The sequence below is a fragment of the Nonomuraea sp. B10E15 genome (genome assembly GCF_039871615.1).
In the GTDB taxonomy this organism is placed as follows: Bacteria; Actinomycetota; Actinomycetes; order Streptosporangiales; family Streptosporangiaceae; genus Nonomuraea.
Genome location: NZ_JBDPMB010000002.1, coordinates 153,313 through 180,163 on the forward strand (window position 1 = coordinate 153,313; position 26,851 = coordinate 180,163).

At 71.0% G+C, this 26,851-nt stretch carries 25 protein-coding genes and 1 pseudogene; 19 read left to right on the top strand and 7 right to left on the bottom strand.

The features are described from left to right. The first annotated feature begins 121 nt into the window (after positions 1-121). The 7 genes and pseudogenes from ABGB14_RS09890 to ABGB14_RS09920 all read left to right on the top strand — a co-directional run bounded on the left by ABGB14_RS09890 (position 122) and on the right by ABGB14_RS09920 (position 5,667). Positions 122-1,513, top strand: a complete 1,392-nt coding sequence (locus tag ABGB14_RS09890) for a sensor histidine kinase (protein WP_347643281.1) — start codon at positions 122-124, stop codon at positions 1,511-1,513. Next, complete coding sequence (locus ABGB14_RS09895; protein ID WP_347643282.1) at positions 1,510-2,181, top strand: response regulator transcription factor; 672 nt, start codon at positions 1,510-1,512, stop codon at positions 2,179-2,181. Before ABGB14_RS09890 ends, ABGB14_RS09895 begins: the two co-directional genes overlap by 4 nt. 54 nt (positions 2,182-2,235) lie before the next feature. Continuing rightward, positions 2,236-2,883, top strand: coding sequence for an HAD family phosphatase (locus ABGB14_RS09900; protein WP_347643283.1), 648 nt, complete (start codon positions 2,236-2,238; stop codon positions 2,881-2,883). Between the two features lie 33 nt (positions 2,884-2,916). Further along, a pseudogene (locus ABGB14_RS09905) lies at positions 2,917-3,234 on the top strand (zinc ribbon domain-containing protein); the annotation flags it as partial. Continuing rightward, positions 3,156-3,656: a hypothetical protein gene (locus tag ABGB14_RS09910; protein WP_347643284.1), complete on the top strand. Its 501-nt coding sequence runs from the start codon at positions 3,156-3,158 to the stop codon at positions 3,654-3,656. The pseudogene ABGB14_RS09905 and the gene ABGB14_RS09910, both read left to right, overlap by 79 nt. 547 nt (positions 3,657-4,203) lie before the next feature. Then, positions 4,204-4,830, top strand: a complete 627-nt coding sequence (locus ABGB14_RS09915; RefSeq protein WP_347643285.1) for an HAD hydrolase-like protein — start codon at positions 4,204-4,206, stop codon at positions 4,828-4,830. 129 nt (positions 4,831-4,959) lie between these two features. Then, the gene (locus ABGB14_RS09920; protein ID WP_347643286.1) at positions 4,960-5,667 is read left to right on the top strand and encodes a haloacid dehalogenase-like hydrolase; all 708 of its coding nucleotides are present in this window, start codon (positions 4,960-4,962) and stop codon (positions 5,665-5,667) included. Between the two features lie 30 nt (positions 5,668-5,697). Here ABGB14_RS09920 and ABGB14_RS09925 read toward each other — a convergent pair whose 3' ends face one another. Then, a complete protein-coding gene (locus ABGB14_RS09925; protein ID WP_347643287.1) occupies positions 5,698-7,230 on the bottom strand; it encodes a penicillin-binding transpeptidase domain-containing protein in 1,533 nt (510 codons plus the stop codon). A gap of 171 nt (positions 7,231-7,401) precedes the next feature. Between ABGB14_RS09925 and ABGB14_RS09930 the strand changes: the two genes are divergently transcribed. Genes ABGB14_RS09930 through ABGB14_RS09940 form a run of 3 tightly spaced genes read left to right on the top strand, consistent with a single transcriptional unit; the run spans position 7,402 to position 11,267 of the window. Then, the gene (locus ABGB14_RS09930; RefSeq protein WP_347643288.1) at positions 7,402-8,331 is read left to right on the top strand and encodes a LysR family transcriptional regulator; all 930 of its coding nucleotides are present in this window, start codon (positions 7,402-7,404) and stop codon (positions 8,329-8,331) included. 43 nt (positions 8,332-8,374) lie between these two features. Then, complete coding sequence (locus ABGB14_RS09935; RefSeq protein WP_347643289.1) at positions 8,375-9,232, top strand: serine hydrolase; 858 nt, start codon at positions 8,375-8,377, stop codon at positions 9,230-9,232. 58 nt (positions 9,233-9,290) lie between these two features. Then, positions 9,291-11,267: an acetoacetate--CoA ligase gene (locus tag ABGB14_RS09940; RefSeq protein ID WP_347643290.1), complete on the top strand. Its 1,977-nt coding sequence runs from the start codon at positions 9,291-9,293 to the stop codon at positions 11,265-11,267. Here the strand turns inward: ABGB14_RS09940 and ABGB14_RS09945 are convergent. After that, a complete protein-coding gene (locus ABGB14_RS09945) occupies positions 11,254-12,939 on the bottom strand; it encodes a zinc-binding dehydrogenase (protein WP_347643291.1) in 1,686 nt (561 codons plus the stop codon). The genes ABGB14_RS09940 and ABGB14_RS09945 overlap by 14 nt on opposite strands. 103 nt (positions 12,940-13,042) lie before the next feature. On the opposite strand from ABGB14_RS09945, the gene ABGB14_RS09950 reads away from it, so the two are divergent. The 5 genes from ABGB14_RS09950 to rhaS all read left to right on the top strand — a co-directional run bounded on the left by ABGB14_RS09950 (position 13,043) and on the right by rhaS (position 18,730). Continuing rightward, positions 13,043-14,041, top strand: coding sequence for an AraC family transcriptional regulator (locus tag ABGB14_RS09950; RefSeq protein WP_347643292.1), 999 nt, complete (start codon positions 13,043-13,045; stop codon positions 14,039-14,041). 106 nt (positions 14,042-14,147) lie between these two features. After that, entirely contained in the window at positions 14,148-15,644 is a 1,497-nt protein-coding gene (locus tag ABGB14_RS09955; RefSeq protein ID WP_347643293.1) for a sugar ABC transporter ATP-binding protein, read from the top strand. After that, on the top strand, positions 15,641-16,684 hold the full coding sequence (locus ABGB14_RS09960) for an ABC transporter permease (protein WP_347643294.1): 1,044 nt from the start codon (positions 15,641-15,643) through the stop codon (positions 16,682-16,684). The genes ABGB14_RS09955 and ABGB14_RS09960 overlap by 4 nt, the downstream gene beginning before the upstream one ends. Then, entirely contained in the window at positions 16,677-17,663 is a 987-nt protein-coding gene (locus tag ABGB14_RS09965; RefSeq protein ID WP_347643295.1) for an ABC transporter permease, read from the top strand. Before ABGB14_RS09960 ends, ABGB14_RS09965 begins: the two co-directional genes overlap by 8 nt. Continuing rightward, positions 17,660-18,730, top strand: coding sequence for a rhamnose ABC transporter substrate-binding protein (gene rhaS / locus ABGB14_RS09970; RefSeq protein ID WP_347643296.1), 1,071 nt, complete (start codon positions 17,660-17,662; stop codon positions 18,728-18,730). Before ABGB14_RS09965 ends, rhaS begins: the two co-directional genes overlap by 4 nt. A gap of 40 nt (positions 18,731-18,770) precedes the next feature. Here the strand turns inward: rhaS and ABGB14_RS09975 are convergent, their stop codons facing one another. Then, positions 18,771-19,406 carry a GNAT family protein gene (locus ABGB14_RS09975; protein WP_347643297.1) on the bottom strand — a complete coding sequence of 212 codons (636 nt, stop codon included), beginning with the start codon at positions 19,404-19,406 and terminating at the stop codon, positions 18,771-18,773. Positions 19,407-19,653: 247 nt separating this feature from the next. Between ABGB14_RS09975 and ABGB14_RS09980 the strand changes: the two genes are divergently transcribed. After that, on the top strand, positions 19,654-20,307 hold the full coding sequence (locus ABGB14_RS09980) for a L,D-transpeptidase family protein (RefSeq protein WP_347643298.1): 654 nt from the start codon (positions 19,654-19,656) through the stop codon (positions 20,305-20,307). Between the two features lie 26 nt (positions 20,308-20,333). Here ABGB14_RS09980 and ABGB14_RS09985 read toward each other — a convergent pair whose 3' ends face one another. From ABGB14_RS09985 to ABGB14_RS10000, 4 genes are all read right to left on the bottom strand, one after another. Further along, on the bottom strand, positions 20,334-21,920 hold the full coding sequence (locus ABGB14_RS09985; protein WP_347643299.1) for an NADH-ubiquinone oxidoreductase-F iron-sulfur binding region domain-containing protein: 1,587 nt from the start codon (positions 21,918-21,920) through the stop codon (positions 20,334-20,336). 64 nt (positions 21,921-21,984) lie between these two features. Continuing rightward, complete coding sequence (locus tag ABGB14_RS09990; RefSeq protein ID WP_347643300.1) at positions 21,985-22,854, bottom strand: ferric reductase-like transmembrane domain-containing protein; 870 nt, start codon at positions 22,852-22,854, stop codon at positions 21,985-21,987. Positions 22,855-22,920: 66 nt separating this feature from the next. Continuing rightward, a complete protein-coding gene (locus ABGB14_RS09995) occupies positions 22,921-24,459 on the bottom strand; it encodes a DUF1996 domain-containing protein (RefSeq protein ID WP_347643301.1) in 1,539 nt (512 codons plus the stop codon). Continuing rightward, on the bottom strand, positions 24,456-25,100 hold the full coding sequence (locus ABGB14_RS10000) for a DUF4142 domain-containing protein (RefSeq protein ID WP_347643302.1): 645 nt from the start codon (positions 25,098-25,100) through the stop codon (positions 24,456-24,458). Before ABGB14_RS10000 ends, ABGB14_RS09995 begins: the two co-directional genes overlap by 4 nt. Positions 25,101-25,208: 108 nt before the next feature. On the opposite strand from ABGB14_RS10000, the gene ABGB14_RS10005 reads away from it, so the two are divergent. The 3 genes from ABGB14_RS10005 to ABGB14_RS10015 all read left to right on the top strand — a co-directional run bounded on the left by ABGB14_RS10005 (position 25,209) and on the right by ABGB14_RS10015 (position 26,848). Further along, positions 25,209-25,763 carry a sigma-70 family RNA polymerase sigma factor gene (locus tag ABGB14_RS10005; protein WP_201761090.1) on the top strand — a complete coding sequence of 185 codons (555 nt, stop codon included), beginning with the start codon at positions 25,209-25,211 and terminating at the stop codon, positions 25,761-25,763. After that, on the top strand, positions 25,763-25,960 hold the full coding sequence (locus tag ABGB14_RS10010; RefSeq protein ID WP_347643303.1) for a zf-HC2 domain-containing protein: 198 nt from the start codon (positions 25,763-25,765) through the stop codon (positions 25,958-25,960). The genes ABGB14_RS10005 and ABGB14_RS10010 overlap by 1 nt, the downstream gene beginning before the upstream one ends. A gap of 84 nt (positions 25,961-26,044) precedes the next feature. Further along, a complete protein-coding gene (locus ABGB14_RS10015; RefSeq protein ID WP_347643304.1) occupies positions 26,045-26,848 on the top strand; it encodes a tryptophan 2,3-dioxygenase family protein in 804 nt (267 codons plus the stop codon). The last annotated feature ends 3 nt before the right edge of the window (positions 26,849-26,851 follow it).

Sequence of the window (26,851 nt, forward strand, 5' to 3'; positions counted from 1 at the left end):
GCAGCGGGCCCCGTGCCGGTCGTCACGCGACGGAGCCATCTCCGACCTCCCTGACGCCCGCTACGGCCCGTCCCTCGTACGAGGGATGGCGGCGGGCCGCTCGACGGTGACAATGGCTTGCGTGAAGCGAGCGGGCGGCGGGCGGGTGGCGTGGGTGCGCCGGATCCCGGCCGCGTGCACGGCGTTGGCACCGTATGCGCCCCTGGCGACCGGCGTGCTGACGGCACTGCTCGCCGTGGCCGAGTCGCTGGCGTTCTCGTCGACGCAGCCGGTGATGGGCGACACGGTGAGCGTGCCCGCGGGCACCCCGGACGGGCCTGCGGGCCCCCCTGCCGGCGCCCCTCCGGCCACGGACCCGGCGGGTCCGGGGGTGCCGGATCCGGCCCAGGTCATCGTGCTGCCGCTGCTCGCGCTGGCCACCACGCTCCCGCTGCCGCTGTTGTGGGCGCAGCCGCTCGCGGGGGCCCTGGTCGCCTGCGCGGCGGCGGTGATGTCGATCGCGGCCTTCGACACGTTCACCGTGGCGGGCGCGGTCACGCAGCTGATCGCCGCCCACCGGTCCGGCCGCCACGGGCCGCCGGTCCCCGCCGTGCTGGCCGCGGCGCCGTTCGCGCTGCTGGCGGTGGCGCTGGCGGTGGTGGGTCGTACGGACGGCCAGGCGTGGATGCTCGCCCTGCTGGCGGCGTGCACGGCTCCGGCGGCCGCGCTGGCCGGGATCGCGCGGCGGGCCCGCCGCCGGGCGATGGCCGACACGGCGGCCCGGCAGGTCATGTCGGAGAGCCTGCTGGAGCACGCAGCCAGGGGCGAGCGCGCCCGTATCGCCCGCGAGCTGCACGACGTGGTCGCCCACCACATTTGCATGGTCGCCGTGCAGGCGGAAACGGCCCGGCTCGCCGTCCCCGGGATGCCCGATGCCGGTGCGGAGAGGCTGCTGGCGATCGGCGACACCGCCAGGGCGGCGCTGACCGAGATGCGGCGGTTGCTCGGCGTGCTGCGCGAGGACGCGGAGGCGGAGCCGGCCTGGCGGCCTCAACCGGGCCTGCGCCTGCACGAGCTCAACGAGCTGCTCGACGCGTCGCGCGAGGCGTCGGGCACGGTCACCAGGCTCGTCCTGCGCGGCACTCCGGCAGAGCTCGACCCGGGGGTGGAACTGGCCGCGTACCGGATCATCCAGGAGGCTCTCACGAACGTGCGGCGGCATGCCCCGGGCGCGGCCGTGGACGTGGAGCTCGACTACGGTGACGAGGTCGTGCGGCTGCGCGTCCGCGACAACGGGCCGGGACCGCGCGGTATTGAGCCCGGTGATGAGCCCGGTGATGAGCAGGGTGATGAGCAGGGTGATGAGCAGGGTGACGGGCAGGGTGGTCACGGCCTGGCGGGCATGCGCGAGCGCGCCGCGGCCGTCGGCGCCGACCTGCACACGGGGCCCGCGCCGGGCGGGGGTTTCCTCGTCGAGGCCCGCCTCCCACGCAGTGACGAACGCCTCCCGGGAAAGGAACGACCGAGCGGATGAGTGGCTCCAAGGTCCGTGTCGTCATCGCCGACGATCATCTGGTGGTGCGCACCGGGTTCGCCGAGCTGCTCGACACCCAGCCGGACTTCGAGGTCGCCGGCACCGCCGCCGACGGCGCCGAGGCGGTGCGGGTGTGCCGCGAGCGGTCGCCCGACGTGGTGCTCATGGACGTGCGCATGCCCGGCATGGGCGGCATCGAGGCCACCCGGCTGCTCGTGGGGCCCGGCGGGCCACGGGTGCTCATCCTGACGACGTTCGACCTCGACGAGTACGTCTACGACGCGCTGCGCGCGGGGGCCAGCGGCTTCCTGCTCAAGGACGTCACCGCCGAGCGGCTCTTCGACGCCGTACGCGTCATCGCCGCGGGCGAGGCGCTGCTGGCTCCGGCGGTCACCCGGCGGCTGATCAGCGAGTTCGCCCGGCAGGGCCCGAGGGGCGAGGCTCCCGTGGCGGAGCTGGCCAGGCTCACCCCGCGCGAGACGCAGGTGCTGAGACTGGTCGCGGAGGGGTTGTCCAATCCGGAGATCGCGGGGCGGCTGCTGGTGACGGAGGAGACGGTCAAGACGCACGTCAGCCGCGTGCTGAACAAGCTCGGCCTGCGTGACAGGACCCAGGCGGTCGTCGCCGCGTACGAGACGGGGCTGGTGGTGCCGCGCGGCCGGGCGTGAGCGCGGGCCGCGGGACGCCCTATTCTGGAACGACGTTCGAGCCTGGAGGTGGTCGTGGTCACGGGTGTGCTGATCGACTGGGGCGGGGTGCTCACGACGAGCCTGTCCGACTCCATCGGCAGGTGGATTCGCGAGGACCGGATCGACGCCGACCACTACTACGTCGTGATGCGCGAGATGGTCGATCACGCCTACGGCGACGGCGCGGGGGAGAGCACGGTCCACGCGCTCGAACGCGGCGAGCTCGACGGTCCCGCCTTCGAGCGCGATCTCGCGGCCCGGCTGCTCACGCTCGACGGGGTGCCGCCGGTGCCGGAGGGGCTGCTGGATCGGATGTTCGCGGGGTTCGAGCCGGTCGAGGCAATGTACGACGTGCTCCGCGACGTGCGGAAAAATGGCCTTAAAACGTGTTTGCTCTCCAACTCCTGGGCGAACACGTATGCCCGCGACGGCTGGGACGACCTCTTCGACGCGGTCGTGATCTCAGGCGAGGTCGGCATGCGCAAGCCAGAGCCGCGCATCTTCCACCACGCCCTCGGCCAGATCGGGCTCCCCGGCGAGGAGTGCGTGTTCATCGACGACATCGAGGCCAACATCCTGGCCGCCCGCGCCCTCGGCATCGCCGGCATCCATCACCGCGACGCGGAGTCGACCATCACGGAGCTCGAGTCCCTCCTCCGCCTCACGCTGCGCCGGGCCTGACAGCCTGCCGGGCATCGTGGCGGGCACAGCGCGAAGGAGAACCGCGTCACCCGAGCCGACTTCGCCTGCACGGCGTGCGGGCATGCCGCGCACGCCGACGTCAACACAGCGATCAACATCTTGAGGGCAGGGCTTGCCCTTCGCCAGGCTGCGCAAGCGGCTTGGCGAGAAGCCGCTCCCTCAGGAAGCGGAGGAGTCACCAGTAATGTGTCGGTCTGGTGGCTCGGGTTTCCCGATGGCCGGGCCCTGGCGAAAGCGTGGAAAGGTACGTCATGCGCGTCTATCTGCCGTGCACTCTCCCTGCCCTGGCCGCGGCGGTCGAGGCGGGAGAGGTGGGTCCGGCCCCGTTGACCGGCTACGCGGTGACCCCCGCGCTGACCGAGTGGTACGCCTCGGGCGACACCGAGGAGCTCGAATACGTCGCGCTCACCGAGGCGGCCCGCGCCTCGCTGCGCATGCTGGCCGGCGCCGGCGGGAAGGCCGCGCCCAGGCGCGTCGTGGTGGCGGCCGAGGTGCCGGACCGCGAGGTGTCCGCCGGCGTCGGTCTCGAGGAGCGGGGCAGGGTGCGCCTCGCCGGGCCGGTCCCGCTGGCCAAGGTGGCCGCCGTGCACGTCGACGACCACGACGCGGTGGCCGACATCGAGGCCGCGATCGCCGCGCTGCCAGCCTCCGACGCGGGCGACGACGACGCGAAGTTCACCGTGGACGGCGCGGAGGCCCACGAGCTCATGTGGTACGCGACCCAGGAGATCCCCGAACTTCTCGGTGAGTAACGGCCGCGCGGTGAAGACCGCGAAGATCAAGAGCCGTGCCAACGGCACCATCGGCACCATCAGAGCCTCCTGAGGGGACCGTCGCCTTAAGGCGATGGGGGAATCGGGAGCGGGAGGGCCGCCAAGGCCCGGGCGTTCAGGGGCGGAACCTCGGACACCGTCGCCTCCTGCGGATAGGATTGTGCTTGTGCTTTCGGGCATCGGTCAGGGCTTGGCCGTCGTCTCCCGCGTAAGCGAGGCGAGAAGCCGCTTTTTTCAGGGAGCGGAGGAGTCACCAAGGTCTACGCCAGGGACGGACGCTACGACACCTTCTCCTACAAGGCCGGCAACGGGGGCCGCCACTGGGGCGACATGATCTGGGCGAACAACATGTGCGCCTGGGGCACCGCCACCGTGCGGTGGAACGGCGGCCGGGGCGGCCAGAACGGCTCCGGCATGACCGCCAAGGCCTGCGGCTGAGGCACGCCGGCGTAAGGCCGCGGCCGGCCGGCCGCGGCCTTCGCACGTTCCGTGGAATGTCACGCCGGCCCACTATGCTGGTCATGACATGACAAAGCACATTGTTTGGGATTGGAACGGCACCCTCTTCCACGATCTCGACGCCGTGGTCGAAGCCACCAACGAAGTCTTCAAGCCGTACGACCTGCCTGCGATGACCGCCGACGGATTCCGCGCCGTCTACACGCGCCCGGTCTGGCTCGCCTATGAGCGCCTGCTCGGCCGCCCGCTGACCGAGGGCGAGTGGCAGTTGCTCAACGATGGGTTCCACGAGCACTACTACCGGTTGTGCGACAGCTGCCGGCTGGCCGCCGGCGCCGAGGTCGTGCTCTCCAGCTGGACGGGCACGCAGTCGCTCTGCTCGATGGCGCCGCACGCCCATCTGGTGCCCAAGGTCGACTCGTTCGGCATCACCCGGCACTTCACCAGGATCGACGGGCTGCTCGGGCTGACCGGCGGCGAGAAGGCGGCCCACATGACCGCGCACATCGCGACGCTCGGCATCGACCCCAGCGACATCCTGGTGATCGGCGACAGCGTGGACGACGGGCTCGCCGCCAAGCACGTGGGAGCCAGGGCGGTCCTCTACACCGGCGGCATGACGACCAGGGCCGAGCTCGAAAGCACCGGCCTGCCGGTGGTCGACACCCTGGCCGACGCCCTTGACCACGCCTAGACAGCGCTCGGGCCATGCTCAGGCATGCTCGGGGCATACGAAAATCGCCCGGGCGCGGGCCCTGAGCCCGGTGGCGGCCGTACCCTTGGCAGGGATCACCCCCCTCAGGAGGCCGCCATCAACCGCCTTGTGCTCTGGAACGTCGACCTGACCCTGGTCGACGTCGCCATCGTGACCAGGGACGCCTACGCCGAGGCGTTCCGCCTCGTGACCGGGCGACCGCTGGTCAAGCTCGTTCCCCCGCTGGGCCGCCCCGACTCCGAGATCGTCTTCGAGACGCTGGCCGTCAACGGCGTCCAGGCCGAGGACGCCCACCTGCCCAGGTTCCTGGCGGCGCTGGCCATGGCGTTCGCCGACCGGCGCGGGCGGCTGGCCGAGCAAGGCCGGATGATGCCCGGGGCGAAAGACGCGCTCAAGTCGGTGTCCAAGCTCGACGGCGTGGTCCAGACGGTGCTGACCGGCACGATCAAGAGCAATGCCGCGCACAAGCTCAAGGCGTTCAAGCTGGACAAGTACATCGACTTCGAGCTCGGCGGCTACGGCGAGGAGGTCTATCCCAAGGCGACGCTGCTGCAGGTCGCGCAGTCGCGGGCCAAGCAGCGTCTCGGAGTGCCGTTCACCGCGGCCAACACCGTGGTGATCGGCGACTCCACGCGTGACGTGCAGGCCGCCAAGATCGGCGGCGCGGCCATGATCGGGATCGCCTCCGGGCGGTCGACGGCGGCCGAGCTCAGCGACGCGGGCGCCGACATCGTGCTGCCCGACCTGTCCAACGCCTCGGAGGTGGTGGCCGCGGTCGCCGGCCTCACGTCCCCTCTCGACCGCAAGGCCGGCTGACCTCCCTCCCGGCCGGCCGTAGCTCGGCGGTCAGGGCAGGGCGTCGAGGAAGCGGGCCGCGATCGGAGCCGCCACCGCGCTGCCCGCGCCGCCGCCCTCGACGACCACCGCGAACGCCAGGTCACCCTGGTAGCCGATGAACCAGGAGTGCGCGGGCGGTTCCTCGCCGGAGCCGTACTCCGCGGTGCCGGTCTTGCCCGCCGTGCCGGCCGGGAACCGTACGGCGTGGGCGGTGCCGTCGGTGACGACGGCGGGCATGAGCTTGCGCAGCGCCGCCACCACCTCTCGCTCCAGCGGGCGCGGCCGGGACGGTTGCGCGTCGGGGATGTGCTCGTCCTTGACGAGCCTGGGCGGGATGTACGCGCCGGAGGCGATGGCCGCGGCGACGGACGCCATGTTCAGCGGGCTCGCCAGCACCCTGCCCTGCCCGATGGCGGCGGAGGCGAGGTCGGTGTCGTCCTTCGGGTCGGGGAACTCCGCCCGTACGGCGGGCACGCCGGGCGTGATCGGGAGGCCGAAGCCGAAGCTCCCGGCGACCTCGCCCAGCCGGCCGCCGTTCAGTTCGGCCACGGCGAGCTCGCCGAACGTGGTGTTGCACGAATGCGCGAACGCGTCACGGAACGGCAGCGTGCCGAAGTCCTCGTAGCCCGCGTTGTGGAACGGGAAGCCGCCGATGTTCCGCTCGGCGGGGCAGGCGACCTTCTCGCTCGGCTCGGTCCCGTCGGCGACCAGGGCGGAGGCCGTCACGACCTTGAAGGTCGAGCCCGGCGGATATTTGCCGAGCAGGGCCCGGTTGAACCCGCCGGGCGCGTTGATCGCCGCGAGGATCTCTCCGGTCGAGGCCCGCAGCGCCACCAGCGAGCGGGGCTTGGACACGCCTTCGAGCGCCCGGGCCCCCGCCCGGTGCACCTTCAGGTCGATCGTGGTCCTCAGCGGCCGCTTCCCGGCGGGTTCCACGACCGTCTGGAGGACTTTGTCCCCTTCGTACAGGTCGATTCTGGTGCGTTCCGCTGCCTGGAAGCGGTCGGGAAAGGTCTGCTTGATCCCTTCGACGAGCTGCTGGACGGAGCCGGGCGCGTCCGGGGTGCTGATGGTGGTGCCGTCCGCGGCCACGACCGGAGGCCCGTCGCCCTGCTCCGTGACCGCCCGCAGCGAGCGGCCCTGCTTCAGCAGGGGGTGCAGGGCGGCGGGGGTCCAGGCCACTTTCCAGGTACGGCCGCTCTCGACGAGCTTGAGCGCCCCGCTGTAGCGCCAGTCGTGTTTCCCGGTCACCTGGGCGACGAAGCCGACGACGCCGTCGCCGTCGGCGGCCGAGCGGGCGAAGACGCCTGTCGGCTCGGGACGGTGGAAGCCGGCCCTTGTCGCCTTGAGGTCGGTGAGGAAGCGCCGGTGCCGGCGCTCGAAGTCGGCGGGCGGGTCGACGACCAGCTCCCGCATGGCCGCGTAGTCCTGGCCTGACCAGGCCGCGAGATATTCGTCGGCCGTCCGTTCCGGCGAGCCCTCCGTACGCAGCGCCCAGATGACGCCGCCGGCCGCGACGACCGGGACGAGCAGTCCCGCCACGATCCACGGCCATCGCCGGCTCCGGCGCCGCGGCGGTTGTTCAGGCCGGAGGTAGGCATAGTTTGTCCCCGTTTGTGGTGCCATGACGGAGAGGACACCAGAGCGGGAGTGTTGGTGTCCAATACTGATATGACCGCTCAATGGATATATATCTGGATATAGTTGCTGTTCATGGACCTCGTCCGACACCTTCGCTACTTCACCGTGGTCGCGGAGGAACTCCACTTCGGCAACGCCGCGATCCGGCTCGGCATGGCGCAGCCGCCGCTCAGCCAGCGCATCAAGCGCCTGGAGGAGGAGCTCGGCGTGCGGCTGTTCGACCGCTCGGCCCGCCAGGTCAGGCTCACCGAGGCCGGCCGGCTGCTGCTGGGCGAGGCCCGCGAGATCGTGACCAGGGTGGACCGGCTGCACGAGCTGGCCAGGCAGGGCCAGGGCACGGTGCTGAAGGTCGGTGTCCCGCCCGACCTGGCCGCCGCCGCGATCGCCGCGCTCGTCGCCGGTTTCCGCGAGATCAAGCCGGAAGTACGCCTCGCGCCCGCCGAGATCTGGACCGCCGACCAGGTGACGGCGCTGGCGGAGGGCACGATCGACGTCGGCCTGGTCCGCCATCCGGTCTCCGCGCCCGGCCTGGAGTACGGCCGGATCCTCGTGCAGGCGCAGGGCGTGCTGCTGGCCGAGGGCGACCCGCTGACCGCCGTCGGCGAGGTGCACCTGGCCGACCTGGCGGGACGCGAGCTGGTGATGCCACCCAAGGAGGGCGAGCCGGGGCTGCACGCCGAGGTGCTGTCGGAATGCCGGCGCCACGGCTTCGTCCCCGCGCAGGTGCACCAGGGCGCCGGGCTCGGGCTGGTCCTGGCCGGGGCGGCGGTGGCGTTCGGGCCGAAGGCGGAGCTCTCGGGGCTGGCCTGGCGGCCGCTGCTAGGCTCGCCGATCATGTCCCGGGTCTCCACGGCCTGGCGCATGGCGACGGCGTCCGGCAACGACCTGATCGGCGACTTCTCCGCCGTGGCCGTACGGACATTGAAGGAGAGAGCGGGGATGACGGACGAGGGCGCCGTACCCGCACGGCGGATCAGCCGCAGGCCGGGGATGCTGGCATGAGGCGCGGACGCGACCCGCTGGCGCGGCCGGTGAAGGAGGGCACGTGAGCACGCCCGACTTCGACGCCCTGTTCAGGGCGGCCGGCGTGAACGGCTGGCTGCACGCCGTCGACGTCGACTCGGGCCGGGAGATCGGTCACGGGGCCGACGTGCCGCTGCCCACGGCGTCGATGTTCAAGGTGCCGCTGCTGGTGGAGTTCTGCCGGCAGGCCGACGCCGGGCTGCTCGACCCCGCCGGCCGGATGACCGTGCCGGCGACCGGCCGGTCGTCGGGGCCGACGGGCATCTCGGCGATGCTGGACGAGGTGACGCTCTCGCTGCGCGACATGGCGTACCTGATGATCGCGGTGAGCGACAACGGCTCCGCCGACGTGCTGCTGGCCGAGGTCGGGCGCGAGGCGGTCAACACGATGCTGGCGGCGCTGGGGCTGCGCGGCACGCGTGTCCTGCACAGCTGCCAGGAGTTCAACGACAGCATGCGTGACGACGCAGGCCACCCGTGGCCGTTCGTCGACCCCGACGACATCGCCCGCCTGAGCGCGCTCGACCCCGAGCGGACCAACCGGAGCACCCCGCGCGAGATGGCGGAGCTGTTCGGGCTGATCTGGCGGGACGAGGCGGCCTCGGCCGAGTCGTGCGCCTGGATGCGCGCGGCGCTCAACAAGCAGGTCTGGCCGCACCGGCTGGCCTCCGGCTTCCCGTACGACGACGTGGCCGTCAGCGGCAAGACCGGCACGGCCCCGACATTGCGCACCGAATCGGGCGTCGTCGAATATCCCGACGGCAGGCGCTACGCGGTGGCCGTGTTCACCCGCTCCTTCAGCACCGCGCTGAACCAGCCGCGCGCCGACGCGGTGATCGGCACGGCCGCGCGTATGGCGGTGGACCACCTGAGGAAGTAGCAACTTGTGGGGAAGTCCGGGTATGACTTTCCGTTGATCAAGCGACAGGATGGGACACATGGTTGCTGAGGGCGAGCTTGTCTGGGAGCCGAGCGAAGAGGTCGTCGCATCGGCCAGGCTGACCCGCTACCTGGAGTGGCTGGGGCGGCCCACCGACTACGAGGACGCGTGGCGGTGGTCCGTCGACAACCCCGAACAGTTCTGGACGTCGATCTGGGACTACTTCGACGTGATCGGCGAGCGTGGCGACGGGCCGGTGTTGTCCGGCGCGATGCCCGGCGTCACGTGGTTCGGCGGCAGCACCCTCAACTACGCCGAGAACGCGCTGCGCCCGCGCAGCACTGACGGCACTGAGGGCGCCGCCCTGGTGTTCGTCTCGGAGGACGGCGCCCGCCAGGAGATGAGCCACGCCGAGCTGCGCGAAGAGGTCGCCCGCGTGCGGGCCGGGCTGCGCCGCCTCGGCGTCGGGCGCGGCGACCGGGTGGCCGCCTACGTGCCCAACATCCCGCAGGCCCTCATCGCCTTCCTGGCCACCGCCTCGCTGGGCGCGATCTGGTCGGCGGGCTCGCCCGACTTCGGCGTGCCGAGCGTGGTCGACCGGTTCACCCAGATCGAGCCCAAGGTCCTCATCGCGGTCGACGGCTACCACTACAACGGCAAGAGCTACGACCGTTCCGCGGCCGTCAACGAGATCGCCGCCGCGCTGCCGTCGCTGCGCGCGACCGTGTGGATCCCCTACCTGGCGGCGGCCGGGGAGGGCCACGCGCCGCAGCAGGCCGAGCCTGCCTCCCCGCACGCCGCGGAGCCGCCGCACGGCGAGGTGATCGGCTGGGAGGGGCTGCGCGCCGAGCAGGGCCCGCTGGAGTTCGAGCGGGTGCCCTTCGACCACCCGCTGTGGATCCTCTACTCCAGCGGCACGACCGGGCTGCCCAAGCCGATCGTGCACGGGCACGGCGGCGTCGTGCTGGAGCACCTCAAGTCGCTCACCTTCCACCAGGACATGGGTGAGGGCGAGGTGTTCTTCTGGTACACCACCACGGGCTGGATGATGTGGAACTACCTCATCGGAGCCCTGCTGGTGGGGGCCACGCCGGTGCTGTACGACGGCTCGGCCACCTATCCGTCGGCGGCGGCGCTGTGGCGGATCGCCGACTCCGAGCACGTGACCTACTTCGGGGTCGGGGCGCCCTACATCATGGCCTCGCAGAAGGCGGGCCTCCATCCGGAAGGGCTGGAGAAGCTGCGCGGCGTCGGCTCGACCGGGTCGCCGCTGCCGCCCGAGGGGTTCGCGTGGCTGGCCGCCGAGCTGCCCGGCATCCCGCTCGGGTCGTTCTCCGGCGGCACCGACGTGTGCACGGGCTTCGTCGGGGCCACCGTGCTCCACCCGGTCAGGGCCGGCATCATCCCGTGCCGGTCGCTGGGGGCGAAGGTGGAGTCGTACGACCCCGCGGGCAAGCCGGTCGTCGGCGAGGTGGGCGAGCTGGTGGTGACCCGGCCGATGCCGTCGATGCCGGTGAAGTTCTGGAACGACCCGTCGGGTGAGCGCTATTTCGGCAGTTACTTCGACGTCTACCCCGGCGTGTGGCGGCACGGCGACTGGATCAAGATCAACGAGGACGGCAGCTGCGTGATCTACGGCCGCTCCGACTCGACGCTCAACCGCGGCGGCGTCCGCATGGGCACCAGCGAGTTCTACCGGGTCGTCGAGCGGTTCGAGGAGGTCGCCGACAGCCTCGTGATCGACACCGGGCAGCTCGGCCAGGAGGGGCGGCTGCTGCTGTACGTCACGCTCGCCGAAGGGGCCGAGCTCACCGAGCCGCTCCAGCGGGCCCTCTGCGACGCCCTCCGCGAGGAGTTGTCGCCCCGCCACGTGCCCAACGAGATCCACGCCGTGCCGGGCATCCCGCGCACGCTGTCGGGCAAGAAGCTCGAGGTGCCCGTACGCAAGATCCTGCTGGGCGCGCCCGTCGAGCAGGCGGCCAATCCCGACGCCATGGCCAACCCGGAGGTCCTGCGGCACTTCAGACCGGCGTGATGACGATCTTCCCGCGGGTCCGCCCCGACTCCGCCCTGCGGTGGATCTCCGCCAGCGCCGCCAGCGGGTGGCACTCGGACGGGCCGGCGACCAGATCTCCCCGGTCCACCAGGGCTGCCAGCTGAACGAGCTGGCCGGGGTCGTTGCGGGTCACGAAGTGTGTGCCGCCCTCGATCGGGGTGGCGATCGTGACCACCGTTCGGCCGAGCCCGGCCAGCGCGGCGGCGTCCCGCGGAGGGACGGCGGCCAGGTTCAGCAGCACGTCCATGCCGTCGGGCAGCGGCGTGGCGGTGTAGTCGATCACTTCGTCGGCGCCGTACCCCTTGACCGCCGCCGCGCTGCGCGGGCTCGCCGTGGCCGTCACGACCGCGCCCGCCAGACGGGCGAGCTGGACAGCGAACATGCCGACGCCGCCACCCGCGCCGTTGACCAGCACGCGCTGTCCCCTGGTGATGCGGGCGTGCTCGTGGACCGCCTGCCAGGCGGTGAGCCCGGCCACCGGGATGGTGGCCGCGTGGGCGAGCGGGATGCTCTCCGGGGCTCTGGCCAGCATGTTCGCGGGCGCGGTCACGTACTCGGCCGCGGCGCCGTCCACCTGGCCGAACACGCGGTCGCCCGGGGCCAGGCCGGTGACGTCCGCGCCGGTTTCCAGCACGGTTCCGGAGACGTCCCAGCCGAGGGTGCGCGGCAGGCTCGTCCCGAAGATCTCGGTCAGCAGGCCGGAGCGCAGGCCGATCTCGGCCGGGTTGAAGGACGTGGCCGCCACCTCGATCAGCACCTCTCCCGGGCCGGGCCGCGGCACCGGGATCCGGTCGTGCCGGATCACAGACGGGCCGCCGAACTCGTGGATCCGGGCGGCGCGCATGGTGCCGGCCGGTACGGGGGCGGTGCGGAAGGCCGTAGCGTGCTCCGCGGCCCACTCGCGGAACGTGCGGGCGGCGCTCCGCGTGACCTCCTCGACCGTCCGCGTGACCGGGAGCGGGGCGGTCACCAGGGCGGCCTGAGCCTGGAGGGCCTCGTCCGCCGCGAGCGGGGGCCACCCCTCGGCCAGGAGTTCCGCGCGGGCATGGTGCGGCGGGACCTCCTCCCAGCGCGCCGGGAATCCGGCGATCTCGGCGAGCACGCCCACCTGGCCGGCCTGGGTGATCGGCTCAGGGCCGGTCAGCACGTAGGCGGCGCCGTGGTGGCCGTCCTCCAGCAGCGTCCGTACGGCGACCGCCGCGATGTCCCGCTCGTGCACCGGAGCCATGGCGGCCCGGCCGTACGGCGCGCGCACGACTCCGGCCCTGAGCCGCCTGGCCCACCGCAGCGCGTTGGCCGCGAAGGCGTGCGGGCGCAGGAACGTCCACTCCAGCCCGGACTCCTCGATCAGCCGCTCGACCTCGCGTTCGTGCTCGCGGACCGCGGCGGAGGAGAGGTAGACCACGCGGCGGGCACGCGCGGCGAGCACGTCGACCACCGCCCGCGCACCCTCGGCCGTCGCGAACGGCCACACCAGGAACACCGACTCCACCCCGTCGAGAGGCAACGATCCGGGGTTTTTGAGATCACCCGTACGGCCCCCCGCAGGGGTCCTCGTCAGGGGCGTGACCTCGGCGCCTGCCGCCCGCAACTGCTTCGCCACCTGGCTGCCGACCGTGCCGGTCGCCCCGGTGACCAGAACCGCACCCATAGAGCGCTCCTTTCGTCGCAAAGCAACCGTAGGAGCGCCCATCGAGACATCCAATGCGCCATTAGCGCGTATTTCATACGTCATCGTCTTAAACTCCTGGGTTATGGACGTGCTCAGTGACGTGATCGCGCTCATGCGCACAGGGCGCCCCCGGGCGGCCCGCGTCGCGTGGCACGCACCCTGGGGCCAGCGGTTCCCGGCGGTCCCCGGCTCGGCCGGGTTCCAGGTCGTCCTGGAGGGGACCGGCCGGCTGATCCCACCGGACGGCGAGTCGGTCGCGCTGTCGGCGGGTGACGTGCTCTTCTTCCCGCGCGGGCACGGCTACGCCATGGCCGACTCGGCGTCCACCCCGCTGGCCGAGCCGGCGTGCGACCCGCTGCAGGATGAGCTCGGCCTGTTCGCCGCGGACTCGTTCGGCGGCACGGGCGCGGCGACGGTGCTGCTGTGCGGTGGTTACCGGTTCGACACGAGCCGCGCCCATCCCATCCTGGCCGACGTGCCCGACCTGGTGCACCTGCCGGGGGCGCTCGGCCTGGACGCCGAGCTGAGCGCCGCGATCGGCCTGCTGAGCACGGAGGTCCGGCGGCCGGGCGGGGGCGCCGACACGATCGTGACGTCGCTCCTGGACATGCTCCTGCTCTACATCCTGCGGGCCTGCTTCGCCGCGGAGCCGGGGCGCTGCCAGGTCGGCGGCTGGGCGGCGGCCCTGGCCGATCCGGGGATCAGCGCCGTGCTCGACGCCGTGCACCGGGATCCGGCACATCCGTGGACCGTCCAGGAGATGGGCGAACGGGCGGGCCTGTCGAGGTCGGCCTTCGCCAGGCGGTTCACGGCGCTGGTGGGGCAGCCGCCGCTCACCTACCTGACCTGGTGGCGCCTGGCCATGGCCGCCCGGCTCATGCGGGAGTCGGACGCGGTGCTGGGGGAGATCGCCGCCCAGGTCGGCTACGGTTCGGAGTACGCCTTCGCCAACGCCTTCAAGCGGGAGCACGGCATGTCGCCCGGCCGGTATCGCCGTGAGGCCGGTCTGCTCGCGCCGCCGCCCGGTCGAAGCCGGCGGCGGGCCGTGTTCCGCCAGGTCCCCGACGTGATTAAAACGTAGCAATCACAATGCCGTCATACCTTGGAGCAAGGCATTGACGCTTGCTGGACACAGCGCCTAGATTCCGGACAGCCACCCGTTAAAACGTTTGTTGTCGGGAGGATGGATGGCCGTTCCCCCCACGCTGGCCCTGGCGAACGTCAGCAAGTCGTTCGGCGCCGTGCGCGCGCTGCGTGACGTCTCCATCGAGTTGTTCGCCGGCGAGACGCACGGGCTGGCGGGGGAGAACGGCGCCGGCAAGTCCACCCTGGTCAAGACGCTCGCGGGGGTGCACCGCCCCGACAGCGGCCAGGTGCTGCTCGGGGGCGAGCCGGTCGAGTTCGCCGGACCGGCCGACGCCCAGCAGGCGGGCGTGGCCGTCATCTACCAGGAGCCGACCCTCTTCCCCGACCTGTCCGTGGCCGAGAACATCTTCATGGGCCGCCAGCCCCGGCGCGGCCTCGGCAGGATCGACCGCGGGGCCATGCACGCGCGTACCAGGGAGTTGTTCGGGCGGCTCGGCGTGGCCCTCGACCCCGAGCAGCCCTCGCGCGGGCTGTCCATCGCCGACCAGCAGCTCGTCGAGATCGCCAAGGCGATCTCCAGGGACGCCCGCGTGCTGGTCATGGACGAGCCGACGGCCGCGCTCTCCGGCCACGAGGTGACCCGGCTGTTCTCGGTCGCGCAGGCGCTGCGCGAGCAGGGTTGCGCCCTGCTGTTCATCTCCCACCGGCTGGACGAGATCTTCACCCTGTGCCAGCGGGTCACGACCCTGCGGGACGGCGCCTGGATCGCCAGCGAGCCCGTCGAGGGCCTCACGCACGACGACCTCATCCGCCGCATGGTGGGCCGCGAGGTCGCCACGCTGTTCCCCAAGGAGGAGGCGGCCGTCGGCGAGGTCGCGCTGAGGGTCGAGCGGCTGACCCGCGAGGGCGTGTTCACCGACGTGTCCTTCGAGGTGCGCAGGGGCGAGATCGTCGCCCTGGCGGGGCTGGTCGGCGCCGGCCGCAGCGAGGTGGCCAGGGCCGTCTTCGGCATCGACCGCTGGGACGCCGGGTCCGTCACGGTGGACGGCGTCACCCTGCCCGCGGGCAGCCCCACGGCCGCCATGAACGCGGGGCTGGCCCTGGTGCCCGAGGACCGCCGCCAGCAGGGGCTCGTCATGGACCTGTCGATCGAGCGCAACATCGGGCTGACCGGCCTGCGCGAGCTGCGCCGCGGCCCGACGATCTCCCGCGGGGCCGAGCGCGACCGGGCCGGGGACTGGGCGCTGCGGCTGCAGCTGAAGTTCGCCCGGCTGGCCGACGGGGTGGGCGTGCTGTCCGGCGGCAACCAGCAGAAGGTGGTGCTGGCCAAGTGGCTGGCCACCGAGCCGTCCGTGCTGATCGTGGACGAGCCGACGCGCGGCATCGACGTCGGCACCAAGGCGGAGGTGCACCGGCTGCTGTCGGAGCTGGCCGGCCAGGGCATCGCCGTCCTCATGATCTCCTCCGAGCTGCCGGAGGTGCTCGGCATGGCCGACCGGGTGCTGGTCATGCATGAGGGCCGGCTGGCCGCCGAGATCCCCAGGGCCGAGGCGACCGAGGAGAGCGTGATGAGCGCCGCGACCGGGAGGGCCGCGTGACCGGACCCACCACCACGGTGGCCGCGCCCTCCGAGCAGTCCCCCGGAGGGCGCAGCGCCAGGAGCCTGGTCGACCTGGTGTTCAGGGCCCGCGAGCTGAGCCTGGTCATCGCCCTGGCCCTGCTCATCGGCGTGACCGGCGCGGTCAACCCCAACTTCCTGTCCGGGCAGGGCATCGAGGACATCCTGCTCAACACCGCGATCCTCGCCCTGCTGGCCGTCGGGCAGTCGGTCGTGGTCATCACCCGCAACCTCGACCTGTCCGTCGGCTCCGTGGTGGGGCTGGTCGCGTTCGTCACCGCCGACGTGCTCGCGAGCGGCTGGGGCCTGGTGCCCGGCGTCGTGTTCGGGATCGCCGTCGGCGCGGCCTGCGGCCTGCTCAACGGGCTCCTCGTCAGCTTCTGCCGGGTCCCGGCCCTGGTCGTGACGCTCGGCACGCTCTACGTGATCCAGGGGGTCGACCACTACATCGCGCACGGCCGCCAGATCAACGCCGTCGACCTGCCGCCCGCGCTGCTGTCGCTCGGCAACGGGTCGGTGCTGGGTGTTCCGTACCTGCCGCTCATCACGCTCGTGGTCATGTTGCTGATCGGCTACTACCTGCGCTCCTACCCGAGCGGCCGGGAGTTCTACGCCATCGGCTCCAGCCCCGAGGCGGCCAGGCTGGCCGGCGTGCCGGTGCGCCGCCGTGTCCTGACCGCCTACCTCGTCAGCGGCTGCCTGGCCGGGCTGGCGGGCGTGCTCTGGCTGGCCAGGTTCGGGACGGTCATCGGCGACTCCGCCAACGGCTGGGAGCTCATCGTGATCAGCGCGGTCGTGGTGGGCGGCGTCGCGATCACCGGCGGGGTCGGCAGCGTCTACGGGGCGGCACTCGGCGCGCTGCTGCTCACCACGATCGGCAGCGCCCTGGTGGTGCTCCGCGTCAACCCCTTCTGGCAGCAGGCCATCACCGGCGCGCTGCTCCTGCTCGCCATCAGCGTCGACCGGGTGCTGGCCATGAGGGTGGCCCGCCTGCTCAGGAACAGGAGCCGTCATGGCTGACCAAGCGGGCGGCCGTTCCGTCATGGGCAGGGTCCTGCGGTGGGACGTCCTGGTGGCGTCGCTGCTGGTCGCCGTGTTCGCGGCGGGTTCCTTCACCACCCCCGGCTTCGCGACCACCGGCAACCTGTCGTTCGCGCTGAGCGACCTGGGCGAGATCGCGCTCATCGCGCTGGCCATGACCATGCTGGTGGTGGCCGCCGAGGTGGACCTGTCGGTCGCCTCCGTGCTCGGCCTGTCGAGCGCGCTCGTCGGCGCCATGTGGGAAGGCGGCATGGCGATCGAGACGATCATCCCGCTCGTGGTGCTCGTCGGCGCCGCCTGCGGGCTGGTCAACGGGTTGCTCGTGACCCGGCTCGGCCTTCCCTCGCTGGCCGTCACGATCGGCACGCTCGCCCTCTACCGTGGCCTGGCGTACGTGGTGCTCGGAGACAAGGCCATCGCCCAGTTCCCGCCCGGCTACGTCGCGCTGGCCGTGGACGACGTGCCCGGCACGCCGATCCCGTACCCGATCGCGCTGTTCATCCTGCTCGCCGTCATCGTCGGAGTGGTGCTGCACTCCACCGGCTTCGGCCGCTCGCTCTACGCCATCGGGGCGCAGGAGCAGGTCGCGTTCTTCTCCGGCATCCGCGTCAAGCGCATCAAGCTCCTCCTCTTCGTCGTCTCCGGCACGGTCGCGGCGTTCGCCGGGGTCGTCTTCACCCTCAGGTACGGCTCCGCCCGCGCCGACAACGGCCTGGGCATCGAGCTCGCCGTCATCGCGGCCGTCCTGCTCGGCGGGGTCGACTTCGACGGCGGCAAGGGCACGCTGGGCGGGGTCATCGCCGGCGTGCTGCTCATCGGGTTGCTCCGCAACCTGCTGATGCTCGGCGACGTGTCGACGGAGATCCAGTCGATCGTCACCGGGCTCCTCCTCATCGTGTCGGTGCTCACCCCGCGCCTCGTCTCCCTCATCAGGCCGGCCCTGAAAGGAACACCATGACCCCGATGCGCCTCACCGCCGTCGCCACGCTGCTCGTCCTCGGCGTGGCGGCCTGCGGCGGCACCACGAGATCGTCCGTCACCGCCGCTCCCCAGGAGGCCCCCGCCTCCTCGGCCGCCGCCTCGGCGAACCCCGACGCGCCGCTCAAGGAGGGCATCAAGCTGGCGTTCCTGCCGAAACAGATCAACAACCCGTACGAAGTCATCGTCGACGAGGCCGGGATCGAGGCGGCCAAGGAGTTCAAGGGCGAGGCCAAGGAGGTCGGCCCGTCCGACGCGTCGGCGTCGTCCCAGATCTCCTACATCAACACGCTGACCCAGCAGGGCCACGACGCGATCCTCATCGCCGCCAACGACGCCAACGCCGTCTGCGGCCCGCTCCAGCAGGCCCGCGCCAAGGGCATCAAGATCGTGTCGTACGACTCGGACGCGGCGCCGCAGTGCCGCGACCTGTTCATCAACCAGGCCAGCTCCGAAGAGGTCGGCCGCAGCCAGGTGCAGCTGCTCGCGGAGATGATCGATCACAAGGGCGAGATCGCCATCCTGTCGGCCACGGCCAACGCGACCAACCAGAACACCTGGATCGAGTTCATGAAGGAGGAGCTGGCCAAGCCGGAGTACAAGGACATGAAGCTGGTCAAGGTCGCCTACGGGGACGACGACGACCAGAAGTCCTTCACCGAGACGCAGGGCCTGCTGCAGGCCTATCCCGACCTGAAGGGCATCATCTCGCCCACCACGGTCGGCGTCTCGGCCGCGGCCCGCTACATCTCGGGTTCGAAGTACAAGGGCAAGGTCGTGCTGACCGGCCTGGGCACGCCCAACCAGATGCGGCAGTTCGTCAAGGACAAGACCGTGGAGAAGTTCGCCCTGTGGAACCCGAAGGACCTGGGCTATCTCGCGTCGTACGCGGCGGCGGCGCTGGTGTCGGGGCAGATCACCGGGGCCGAGGGCGAGACGTTCAAGGCGGGCAAGCTGGGGGAGCGCACGATCGGCGAGAACGGTGAGGTCATCCTCGGGCCGCCGTTCACCTTCGACGCCTCCAACATCGACCAGTTCGACTTCTGACGCGTGGTGGCGCGCGGCCCGGAACCCGGGCCGCGCGCCGTCATCCTGGAAGGCCGAGGAGGGGCAGGCAGGCGGGCAGGTTGTGGATCTCGAAACCGGGTGACTCCTGCCAGTCCTCCCTGGCCAGGCGGAAGCGCCGGGTGACGGCCGGCCTGCCCTGGCGGTCGTGGACCGTGATGCCGTCCTCCTGGTAGCCGAGCTTTCTCGTCACCGCCAGCGAGGCGTGGTTGTCCTCGAACGCCTCGGTCGTCGCGTGGCGCGCCCCCAGCCCGGCGAAGGCGAGGTGCAACACCGCGCCGCGCATCTCGGTGCCGATGCCGTCGCCCTGGAAGCGCTGCCCCAGCCACGAGCCGGTGCCGACCTCGCGGGTGACCGCGAAGGACGTGGCCGTGACGCCCTGCGTGCCGACGATCTGACCGTCGTACACGACCACGAAGTCGATCGACCACTTCTCCGGGGCGAGCGAGCCCCACGCGCGGAAGTGGTACTGCAGCGTGCTCCTGGCCCGCTCGGCGGGCTCGGCGTCCGTCCAGGGGAAGAGGAACGGCATGATTCCCGTCTCGTGGACGCCCTCGGCGGCGCGGTCCGCGAGCTCGTCGAGCTCGTCGAGCGTGGGGAGGCGCAGTTCAAGGCGGGGCGTGGTGATGGACAGGTCGAACAGGGGCCAGTTCCGCATACCACCGCATGATGGCAGTCGGCGTGCCCGTTCGCGACCGGTTTTTCGCCGGCAGTGATAGTCGAATAAACGGGGAATGCCCGTTTATAGTGGGATTCGTTAATTCGCCGCCTTTACCGGACAAAACCCATGCATGAGGTGAATTCTCGACGATGTGGGTAGGCATCGAATTATGATCATAAAGCTTCGAAGAATCGGCGCTTTCGCCGTTGGATGCGGGGCGCCCTTGCTGATGGGCATACCTGCGATGGCGGACAAAGACCGTCCGACACCGGTGGAACGGGCCGAGATCAAAACACCCCTCCTGCGGCCGGGCGACCGCGGCAAGGAGATCGAGCTGCTCCAGCGGAGACTGCGCCAGGGCCGCTACTACTTCGGCAAGATCAACGGGCGCTACGACGAGCAGACGAAGTTCGCGGTCTGGGCGCTGCAGAAGAGCCACAAGATGCAGGTGCGGGGCGCGGTGGGGCCGGACGTCTGGCGGGCGCTCGACCGGCCGCTTCGCACCCGTGCGCTGGTGCCCGACGGCCCGGCGAACCGGGTCGAGGTCAGGCTCCGCGAGCAGCTGATGATCGTCTACCGCCGGCACCGTCCCGCGCTGATCTCGCACATCTCCAGCGGCGCCCAGAGGCGCTGGTGCCTCAACGGGCGCTGCGGCGACGCGGTCACTCCCGTGGGCGACTTCCGCGTCAACCGGCGAGCGCCCGGGTGGACGACCGGGCCGCTCGGGTCGATGTACAACTCCCTCTACTTCGTCGGCGGCATCGCGTTGCACGGCTCCACGAAAGTCCCGAACCGGCCGGCGTCCCACGGGTGCGTACGCGTGCCGATGGAAACGTCCAAGCGGCTCTACCAAATGGCGGGCATGGGAGAGCCGGTATATGTCCGACAGAAATGGTAATTACTGAAATAATCAGATATGTCGCGTCACCCCGCCGTACCTCCGACCCTCGAGACGTTCGGGCCGGTGCTCACGCGCGTGAGCCGGGGCATGCTCGCCCCGGCCTTCCTGAGCACGCCGTCCTTGACCAGCCGCAGGGGCGAGCCGGCGGGCGTGGAGCCGTCCCCGGTGGTCCGGGCGAGCCGCAAGGCCAGCGCCGGGCACATGTCGACCGCCCGCCGCGCCTCCTTGGCGAGGTGGCCGGGGACGTTCCTGAACGAGGGGAACCCGTAGTCGTCGAGGTCCACGAACTCCGGCAACAGGTGCGCGCAGAGCCCGTGCCCCTGGCAGCGGGACCAGTCGACCTCCAGCCGGTACTCGGGGTCGGCCTCGCGCTCGGGCATCGGCAGCACGCCGCGGATCGGCCGGCCGCACGAGCCGTGCTCCAGGTGCTGCGCGATCTCGGTCTCGAACGCGTCCAGCGCCGACAACACGAACTTCGCCGTGCCGTCGGGGTGGAAGCACGCCCCGCGCCGCTCGACGCCGCGCACGCATCGGCGTACGGCGTCCACCGAACCCGTGCCCTCGACCAGCGCGTACATGGCCCTGGCGATGTCCGGCAGGCCGAGGCGGCACGGGCCGCACTGGCCGGCCGACTCGGCCGCCAGGTAGGCCGACACCCTGGCGGCCTCGCCGAGCGCGCAGGTGGACTCGCCGAGCGGGACGATGATCCCGGCCCCGAGAGTCGCTCCTGCCTGCTTCATGCCCTCGCGTGAGAGCACGGCCGTCTGGACGACCTCCGCGGACAACCACGCGCCGTGGTAGCCGCCGATGAGCACGCCGTCGCCGATCTCGGATTCGGTCAGCGCGAGCACGTCGGCCAGGTAGGTGCCCGCAGGCGCCTCGATGACCGCACCCTGGGCCGCGCCGCCGCTCACGGTGAGCAGGATCGTGCCGGGCTCCTTGCTGGTGCCGACCTCGGCGTACTTCTCGGGGCCGTACTCCGCCAGCAGGGCGAACTGCGCGTACGTCTCCGTGTTGGACAGCAGGGTCGGCAGGCCGTCCACCCCGCTCGTGGCGGCCCGCTTCTTGCGGCCGGGCGGGATGCCCTCCTCGCCGTTCACGGCCTTGACGAGCGCGCCTCCCTCGCCGGAGATGAACCTCTCCTTGATCCCGACCACCCGGATCGGGACCCGGCTCTCCGCGCCGCCCGACACGTTCGAGGCCCGGCGCTCGGCCACGGCGGCGGCGACGGACGCCTCGGCGACCTCGCCACCGGCCGTGGCGACGACCACCTCGCGGGCGCCCAGCGCCTCGGCGGCCAGCACCGCGCCGTCCAGCACCAGGTGGGGGTTGCGGGTGAGCAGCATGGCGTCCTTGGAACTGGCCGGCTCGCCTTCGGCGCCGTTGACCAGCACCACGCTTTCGCCCGTGCCCGCCGCGTCGGCGACCGCCCGCAGCTTGCGCGCGAACGGGAAGGCCGCGCCGCCCCGCCCGCGCATGTCCACGTCGTTGGCAAGGGAGATGAGCTCGGCCAGCTCGCGCGGCTCCACGACCCCGTGGAGCGTGCGGTGCGCGGGCAGGTCGAGCCGGCGGCAGTGGTCGAGCCCGGCGGTGAGCCGGGCCGGACCCATGCGTAACACCCGGGGAACTCGGGCCGGAATCACGGTCGCTCCTGATCAGTCGTCGCGGGCAGGCTCATCCGGCCTCCCGGTATCTGCGCCTGGCATCGGCCAGGCTCACGGGTGCGTTGACGTTCACCGCGCCAGTCCCGGTGCCGGCCCTGGTGCCGGTCCTGGTCCCGGCCCCGGCGGCGGCCGGGACGGCGACCTTCTGCGGCCGTTGGTTCGGCACGCCCGCGGTGGCCGGCGACGTCACCGCCGGCCCTTCGACCCTCTCGGGCACGATCGACGGCCGGCGCAGCGAGGCCAGCACCCGCACGCAGAGCGCGGAGCCGACCGCCGCCAGGCAGGCCACGTAGGACCAGGCCACCCAGCCGGCCGGCGGACGGCCCGCGGTGAGCCCGTGCATGATGCCGACCGGCCAGGCCACGTACGCGGCGGCGTGGAGGATCCGCCACATCCATGGCCTGGTCCGTACGGCGAAGCGCCCCCTCAACATTCCCGTGACCACGGCCAGGACCATCAGGTCGAAGGCCAGCGCGCCGAACCCCACGTAGAGCCCGGCGACGGGGACGACCGCCGCCCCCAGTGGCACGTGCCCCAGACTGATCATGAGGGTGATGTGCGTGATCAGGTAGGCCAGCCCGATGAACGCGGTGGCTCTGTGCGCGAGCTGGGCCCTGACCCGGTTGGCCGGTGTCAGGAAGACGCGTTCGGTGGTGAGCAGGCCGAGTGCGACCGTCGCGGTCAGCAGCACCAGCGCGAACACGCCGGCGTAGAACTCGAGGAAGCCCACCCCTCGGCCGAGCAGCGCCACGCCACGTTCCGTCCTGGTCAGCGCGAACGCCGACAGCAGGATGGCCATGATCGAGGCGCTCGCCCCCAGCCGGACGCTTCTGGTGTCCAGCTTGGTGGGGGCGTGCCTGGGGGATCGTCTGTGGAGCATCTATTTCCCTCCAAGGTCGGGTGAGGGTGCGACTCGGAAGGCTGGTGCCCGTGAGGGCATGTCAGATCAGCAACGGCGGCCCCGGTTGATGCATGAGACGACGGTCTGCATCAGCCGATCGGGCATCACATTGACGAAGTCGCCGTGGTCGGTGACCGGATTGTGCTTCTGCTCGGGAAAGGCGTCCACGGCGTACGACGGGCCTTGTGGGACGTTGTACGCGAGGGTCATGCGGAGTTGGGGAATCGCCCGAGTGCCCTGAGGGCAGGCACCGTTCTGGTCGGGGAAGACCACGTGCGTCCGGTGATTGGCGCTGTCGGTGTTCTGGCCGTCCCAGCAGCTAGGGAAATCCAGGATACGAAGAACCTGACTGCCACGCGGGCAAAGCGTGTATTTATCGGGACTTATGCGATTTTGGAATCCCGAGCAGCTCCAGCCCGCCTTGGCGTTGGCGCCGCCGTTCGTGCCCGCCTTCGCGTCACCGGTGATGATCCGCATGAACCTCGGCATCGCCACGACGTCGTCGGTGGCGTTGCCGCGGAACTGGAGCGTCGCGGCGCGGGGCAGCAGCAGCCGGCCGACGTTGCCGTCGGGGTCGCCGGCGTTCTCGTTCGACCTGCGGTCCCTGATCACGGGCCAGAAGTACGTGGACTTGTCGCCCAGCCGGCAGGTGGTGCCCGCGGCGGCCAGGCTCTCGTCGGTGGAGAACTCGTCCGTCGACAGGTTGCCCACGTAGTCGTGCAGGTGGTGCGCCCCGTTGGCCACGCCGGGCGCGACGATGAAGTTGGCCGGGTTGTTGTGGCGGTTCTGGTTGGTGCCGCAGCGGGAGACGAAGGAGCCGCGGGAGCCGTTCCTGCCGATCCGCGGCTCGTTGACCCGCTGGACCTGGCGGATGTTGACGAAGTCACCGGTGAACGGGCCGAGGTCGCAGTCGTTCCCGTCGCCGCTCTGGGTGGGGGAGGGGGAGGGCGACGCCGTTCCCTGCGGGGGCGGGCTCTGCGTCGGGTCGTCGGTGGGGTCGTCCGTCGGGTTGCCGGTGGGGTCGTCAGTGGGGTTGCCGGTCGGGTTGCCGGTGGGGTCGTCGGTCGGGTTGCCGGTCGGGTTGCCGGTGGGGTCGTCGTTCGGGTCCTGGGTCCGCGTCGGGCGGGGGTCCGGCCGGCCGCGGCGCGACTGCACCGTGGCGCTGTCCTCGGGCTCGGGGGCGCGTGCCGTGTCGTCCGGCGAGCCGGCGGGGTCGGCCACCGCGGCGCCGCCTCCCTGGGGAGCCTGCTGGTCGGGGTCCTGCTGGTCCTGCCGCTGGTCCTGCCGCTGGTCCTGGTTCGGGTCCTGCTGGTCGGGGGCCTGCTGGTTCGGGTTCTGGCGTCCCTGGTTCCTGTCGGGGAACTGCCCGTCGCCGTTCTGGCCCTGGTTCCGTCCGTTCCTGTTCCGCTGGTCGAAGTCTCGCCGCTGATTCCGATCCCGCTGTTCCTGCTGCGACGGGGACTCGGCCGAGTCGCAGATGTCGGCGCGTGCCGGGCCGACTCCGATGACGGCCGCGGACACCAGCCCGCTCGCCGTCACGGCCAAAGCGGACATGGCCGCGGCCATGCGTCTGGATCTCCTCATGTGTGTCTCCTCGAATCGACCGCCATCGCGACGGGTGGAGCTGGCGCGGGCGTGGGAGGCTCCGGCAGGGCGTTGTGGTCGACCAGGCCGGTGGACTCCAGCAGCGCCATGTGCCTCATGACGAACCTCACGCAGTCCTCGGAGAACTTCCTGATCTCGGAGTTGCGTGTGCCGGACCGCACCGCCGCGATGACGGTGAAGACCTTGCCGTGTGAGTCACGCAGCAGGTTCGCGTAGTCCCTGTCGAAGGCGGGCCCGCTCTCCGCGGCGAGCTGGGCCATCCAGCTCTGCTGCTGCGGGCTGGGCTCGTCCGGCAGTGCCACGCCCAGTTTCTTCGCGACCTGACGGGTCAGCAGGTCCAGCTTCATGTGATCTTCCATGATCAGCCTGCCGACTTCCTTGACACGCTGGGACTCGGCGCGGGTCTTGGCGTACTCGCCTGCGGGCATTTCCCACAGGCCGGCCTGCCGTACCTTGACCAGCAGGTCGCGGTCGGCCGCCGTGAGCGGTCCCGTGGACGTCTGCGCCCACTGGGCGGCAGCGGGATCGATAACCGGTGGCATGACCAGCAGGATCGTCACCGCGGCCGCCACGACGAAGCCGCCGAGCATGAACACCTCGCCGCGCAAAAGCCTGTGCATGGTGGGAGGTACGCGGGCTTCACCCACCTGGTTCATCTATGGCCGGAGATAGTTAGAAATGACTGGAGTTATCGGAGTGGCTACCGCTTGGATAACGAAGGTGTAAAGATGTGCCCCGTGCTAGGTCACCTCGACGGCAGGTTCGAGAGTGCGGATGCCGAGGCGGAGCACCGCATTGCGGTGCTTTACCAGGAGTTCGGCGGCCCTCTGCTGCGACACGTCCGCAAATCCACAGGTAACGACCTTCAGTGGGCCGAAGACGTTGTACAGGAGACGCTCGTCCGGGCCTGGCGGAACTCGGCAAGACTGCAATGGGAACCAAGCCTTATATGGGCGTGGCTGCTTACCGTGGCCCGTCGCATAGTCATTGATGGTCGTCGGCGGAAGAGCGTTCGGCCGCAGGAGGTCGAGCCGCCCGAAGTCGACATGATGGCGGTGCCGGACGGTTCGGATCGGGCTCTGTCGGCGATGGTCGTCGCGGACGCCCTCCGGTCCCTGTCCGCGGAACACCGCGAAGTCATTGAGCAGACCTACCTTCGAGACCGTACGATAAGTGAGGCGGCGGAGATTCTGGGGATCCCACCGGGCACGGTGAAGTCCCGGCTCTACTACGGGATCCGGGCTCTCCGCGAACTGCTGCGGGACAAGGGGGTAGCCGGCTGATGCATGACGGGGTGGCCGCCTACGCTCTCGGCGTCCTCGACGAAGAGGAGCACGAGGCCTTCGAACGCCACCTCGACTCGTGCGAGCGATGCCAGGCGGAGCTGGTGGAGCTCGTCGAGCTGCCGGACCAGCTCGACGAGCTCAAGAACGCCTCCTCGACCTCCGACGACGATCCCCCGATGTCGATGTCACGTTGACGTCTATCCCCTTTTCGGGTGGTATCGGTATCGGCGAGACGTGCGCCCGGCGGCAAGTGCCGGGTGGTCGGGGGGAGGTGTTCGGTGGGCATCGACGACGATGTGCCCCGTCCCCCGCGCCGGCGGTTCGGCGAGGAAGGCGGCCGGCTGTCGTACGGCGGCTACCTCCGCCTGCCCGCGCTGCTCGCCCAGCAGCAGCCGCAGTCGCAGGCTCCTGACGAGCTGCTCTTCATCACCATCCACCAGGTCTACGAGCTCTGGTTCAAGCTGCTGCTCCATGAGCTGGAGTCGGTTCGCGAGGCCATGTCCCGTGGCGAGCTGTGGCGGGCCAGGCACCTGTTCCGGCGGGTGCACGCGGTCGAGCGGGTGCTGGTCGAGCAGGTCGAGGTCCTGGAGACGATGACGCCTCAGGACTTCCTCGAGTTCCGCTCGATGCTGGAGCCCGCCAGCGGGTTCCAGTCCGTGCAGTTCCGGGAGCTGGAGTTCCTGTCCGGGCTGAAGGACGAGCGTTACCTCGGCAGCTTCCGGCACGCCGAGGAGGCCGATCTCGCCAGGCTGCGCGGCAGGCTGTCGGAGCCCACGCTGTGGGACGCCTATCTTGACGCGCTGTCGCTGCGTGGCCTGCCGGTCTCCGATGATGAGATCATGAACTCGCTGCTGGCCGTGGCGAGAGACCGCAGGTCCCACGACGACCTGTGGCAACTGGCCGAAGACCTGCTGACCCACGACGAGACCACAGCGCTGTGGCGAATGCGTCATGTCCAGATGGTCGAACGCCAGATCGGCACCAAGTCGGGCACAGGCGGCTCGACGGGCGCCCCCTATCTGCGCGGTAGAACGCGCCTGCACTACTTCCCGCTGCTGTGGGAACTAAGGGCCTGGCTATGAACA

Excerpts from the sequence above, each read along its gene's own strand:
- ABGB14_RS09945 (WP_347643291.1), bottom strand. The coding sequence starts at position 12,939 with ATGGGTGCGGTTCTGGTCACCGGGGCGACCGGCACGGTCGGCAGCCAG.
- ABGB14_RS09995 (WP_347643301.1), bottom strand. The coding sequence starts at position 24,459 with ATGAGGAGATCCAGACGCATGGCCGCGGCCATGTCCGCTTTGGCCGTG.
- ABGB14_RS09965 (WP_347643295.1), top strand. The coding sequence starts at position 16,677 with ATGGCTGACCAAGCGGGCGGCCGTTCCGTCATGGGCAGGGTCCTGCGG.
- ABGB14_RS09980 (WP_347643298.1), top strand. The coding sequence starts at position 19,654 with ATGGCGGACAAAGACCGTCCGACACCGGTGGAACGGGCCGAGATCAAA.
- ABGB14_RS09940 (WP_347643290.1), top strand. The coding sequence starts at position 9,291 with ATGGTTGCTGAGGGCGAGCTTGTCTGGGAGCCGAGCGAAGAGGTCGTC.
- ABGB14_RS10010 (WP_347643303.1), top strand. The coding sequence starts at position 25,763 with ATGCATGACGGGGTGGCCGCCTACGCTCTCGGCGTCCTCGACGAAGAG.
- ABGB14_RS09955 (WP_347643293.1), top strand. The coding sequence starts at position 14,148 with ATGGCCGTTCCCCCCACGCTGGCCCTGGCGAACGTCAGCAAGTCGTTC.
- ABGB14_RS09990 (WP_347643300.1), bottom strand. The coding sequence starts at position 22,854 with ATGCTCCACAGACGATCCCCCAGGCACGCCCCCACCAAGCTGGACACC.
- ABGB14_RS09930 (WP_347643288.1), top strand. The coding sequence starts at position 7,402 with ATGGACCTCGTCCGACACCTTCGCTACTTCACCGTGGTCGCGGAGGAA.
- ABGB14_RS09910 (WP_347643284.1), top strand. The coding sequence starts at position 3,156 with ATGCGCGTCTATCTGCCGTGCACTCTCCCTGCCCTGGCCGCGGCGGTC.
- ABGB14_RS10005 (WP_201761090.1), top strand. The coding sequence starts at position 25,209 with ATGTGCCCCGTGCTAGGTCACCTCGACGGCAGGTTCGAGAGTGCGGAT.
- ABGB14_RS10000 (WP_347643302.1), bottom strand. The coding sequence starts at position 25,100 with ATGCACAGGCTTTTGCGCGGCGAGGTGTTCATGCTCGGCGGCTTCGTC.
- ABGB14_RS09985 (WP_347643299.1), bottom strand. The coding sequence starts at position 21,920 with ATGGGTCCGGCCCGGCTCACCGCCGGGCTCGACCACTGCCGCCGGCTC.
- ABGB14_RS09895 (WP_347643282.1), top strand. The coding sequence starts at position 1,510 with ATGAGTGGCTCCAAGGTCCGTGTCGTCATCGCCGACGATCATCTGGTG.
- ABGB14_RS09915 (WP_347643285.1), top strand. The coding sequence starts at position 4,204 with ATGACAAAGCACATTGTTTGGGATTGGAACGGCACCCTCTTCCACGAT.
- rhaS (WP_347643296.1), top strand. The coding sequence starts at position 17,660 with ATGACCCCGATGCGCCTCACCGCCGTCGCCACGCTGCTCGTCCTCGGC.
- ABGB14_RS09950 (WP_347643292.1), top strand. The coding sequence starts at position 13,043 with ATGGACGTGCTCAGTGACGTGATCGCGCTCATGCGCACAGGGCGCCCC.
- ABGB14_RS09975 (WP_347643297.1), bottom strand. The coding sequence starts at position 19,406 with ATGCGGAACTGGCCCCTGTTCGACCTGTCCATCACCACGCCCCGCCTT.